The sequence below is a fragment of the Micromonospora sp. NPDC003776 genome (genome assembly GCF_053605645.1).
In genome coordinates, this window is sequence record NZ_JBSGJR010000763.1 from 1 (window position 1) to 2,680 (window position 2,680).

At 74.3% G+C, this 2,680-nt stretch carries 2 protein-coding genes; both read right to left on the reverse strand.

Features of this window, described 5'->3' with window-relative positions:
• Positions 1–55: 55 nt before the first annotated feature.
• Complete coding sequence (locus ACWEVO_RS34560) at positions 56–1,618, reverse strand: sugar ABC transporter ATP-binding protein (RefSeq protein WP_452311616.1); 1,563 nt, start codon at positions 1,616–1,618, stop codon at positions 56–58.
• Positions 1,619–1,728: 110 nt separating this feature from the next.
• On the reverse strand, positions 1,729–2,680 hold a 952-nt coding region (locus tag ACWEVO_RS34565), incomplete at its 5' end, for an ROK family protein (protein WP_452311617.1).

Below are 2,680 nucleotides of genomic sequence, written 5' to 3' on the forward strand. Positions count from 1 at the left end.
TCGGCCGGGTCGACCGGCGGTGACTGCGCCGGCAGCGTGGTCGGAGTGGTGTCGGTCATGCCGCCGTACCTTCCATCAGGGACCCCGCCATGACGAGGTCGAGCACGGTGTTCTCGTCGAGGTCGCCGGCCGGGGCCTCCCGGACCACCCGGCCTTCCCGCATCACCAGCACCCGGTCGGCCAGGCCGAGCACCTCGGGCACCTCGCTGGAGACCAGCAGCACCCCGACGCCCCGCGCCGCCAGTTCCCGGACCACCTGGTAGAGCTCGGCCCGAGCGCCCACGTCGACGCCCCGGGTCGGCTCGTCGAGCAGCAGCAGCCGGGTCTCCCCGAGCAGCCACCGGCCGACCACCACCTTCTGCTGGTTGCCGCCGGAGAGGGTGCGCACCGGCCGGCGTACGTCGCGGGGACGCAGTTCCAGCGACGCCGCGATCCGGTCCGCCTCGGCGCGTTCCCGGCCCGCGTCGGTGAAGCCGAGGCGGGCGTACCGGCCGAAGGTGGCGAGCGTGACGTTGCGGTAGATCGGTTCACCGAGCAGCAGCGCCTGGCTCTTGCGCTCCTCCGGGGCCATCCCCATCCCGGCCCGCACGGCCGCGCCGACGCTGCCCGGGCGCAGCGTCCGGTCGCCCATCCGGACCGTGCCGGCCTGGGCCCGCCGGGCGCCGTAGATGGTCTCCAGCAGCTCGGACCGGCCCGAGCCGACCAGGCCGGCGATGCCGACGATCTCCCCGGCCCGCACGCTCAGCGAGACGTCGGCGAACTCGCCGTGCCGGGTCAGCCCGTCCACCCGCAGCAGCTCCGCGCCGGGCCGCTGCTCGGCCGGGCGGTCGGGGAAGACGTACTCGATGGTCCGGCCGGTCATCCGGGAGACCAGGTCGCGGGTCGGGGTGTCGCGGGCCGGCAGGTTCGCCGCGGTGGTCCGGCCGTCCTTGAGGACGGTGACCCGGTCGCCGATCTCGCGGATCTCCTCCATCCGGTGCGAGATGTAGATGACCGCGATGCCCTGCGCGGTGAGCTCCCGGATGATCCGGAACAGGTTGCCCACCTCGTCGTGGGCGAGCACGGCGCTCGGCTCGTCCATGATGATCAGTCGGGCCTCGTGGGAGAGCGCCCGCGCCATGCTGACGATCTGCTTGCCGGCGGCGGGCAGGTGCCGGACCAGCCGTCCGGGCGGGATCTCCGGGTGGCCGAGCCGGGCGAGGATCTGCCGGGTCTTCCGGGCCATGTGGCCGCGGCGGACGAAGCCGAGCCGCTTGGGTTCGTGGCCGAGGAAGGCGTTCTCCGCCACCGACAGGTCCTCGACCAGGTCGAGCTCCTGGTAGATGGTCGCGATCCCGGCCCGCATCGCGGCCTGCGGGTTGGCGAACGCGGCGGGCTGGCCGCGCCACTCCACCTCGCCGGAGTCCGGCCGGTGCACCCCGGCGAGCACCTTGATCAGGGTGGACTTGCCGGCGCCGTTCTGCCCGAGCAGGCAGTGCACCTCGCCGGCGCGCACCTCCAGCTGCACCCCGTCGAGCGCGCGTACCCCGGGGAAGGTCTTGACCACGTCGGTGAGGCGCAGCACCACCTCGCCCGCGACGGTGTCGGCGGGCGCCTCCACCAGCGGCGTCTCCGTCACGTCGGCCTCCTCGCTGCGATCGGTCGGTCCCGGGACGGCGGGTTCCTCCGGGCCGGTACCGCCGGCCCCGCGCCGTCCCGGGCCGGCCGGTCCCCCGTGGTCGGTGGCGCTCATGCCGCCTCCCCGAAGGCCAGGTCGCTGGCGAGCACCGCGGCGCCGGCGACGCCGGCGCGCGGGCCCAGCTCGGACAGGACGACCGGCAGGTTGCCGGTGGCCAGCGGCAGCGAGCGGCGGTAGACCACGCTGCGGATCTCGGCGAGCAGGATGTGGCCGAGCTGGGCCAGCCCGCCGCCGATCACGATCATCGACGGGTTGGTGAAGCTGACCAGCCCGGCCAGCACGCTGCCCACCCGGCGGCCGCCGTCCCGGATCAGTTGGATGCAGGTGACGTCCCCCTCGGCCGCCCCCTGCGCCACGTCCAGCGCGGTCACCGCGCCCCGGGCGGCGAGCCGCTCGGCGAGCGCCGGGGAGACCTCGGCGCGGGCTGCGGCGGTGGCCTCCCGGGCCAGCGCGGCGCCGCTGAAGACGGCCTCCAGGCAGCCCAGGTTCCCGCAGGAACACATCGGACCGTTCGGGTCGACCTGGATGTGGCCGATGTCGCCGGCGCATCCGTCGGTGCCCCGGTAGACCTCGCCGTTGAGGTAGATGCCGCAGCCGATGCCGGTGCCGATCTTGATGAAGAGGAAGTCGTCCACCGAGTGGGCGACTCCGCCGTGCCGCTCGCCGATCGCCATGATGTTCACGTCGTTGTCGACCACCGCCGGGCAGCCGTGCTCCCGGGTCAGCAGCTCCCGCACCGGGAACCGGTCCCAGCCGGGCATGATCGGCGGCGAGACCGGCACCCCGTCCCGGAAGCTCACCGGCCCCGGCACGCCGATGCCCACCGCGTCGAGCCGCTCGTACGCGCCGTCCACCTTGGCCTTGTGCAGCAGCTCGTTGACCCGCTGGAGGGTCACCTTCGGCCCGGAGCGGATGTCGGCCTGCTCGGTGTAGGCGGCCACCGGTTCCAGCCGGCCGTTCACCACCTCGACGTCGATCGAGCTGGCGCCCAGGTCCACCGAG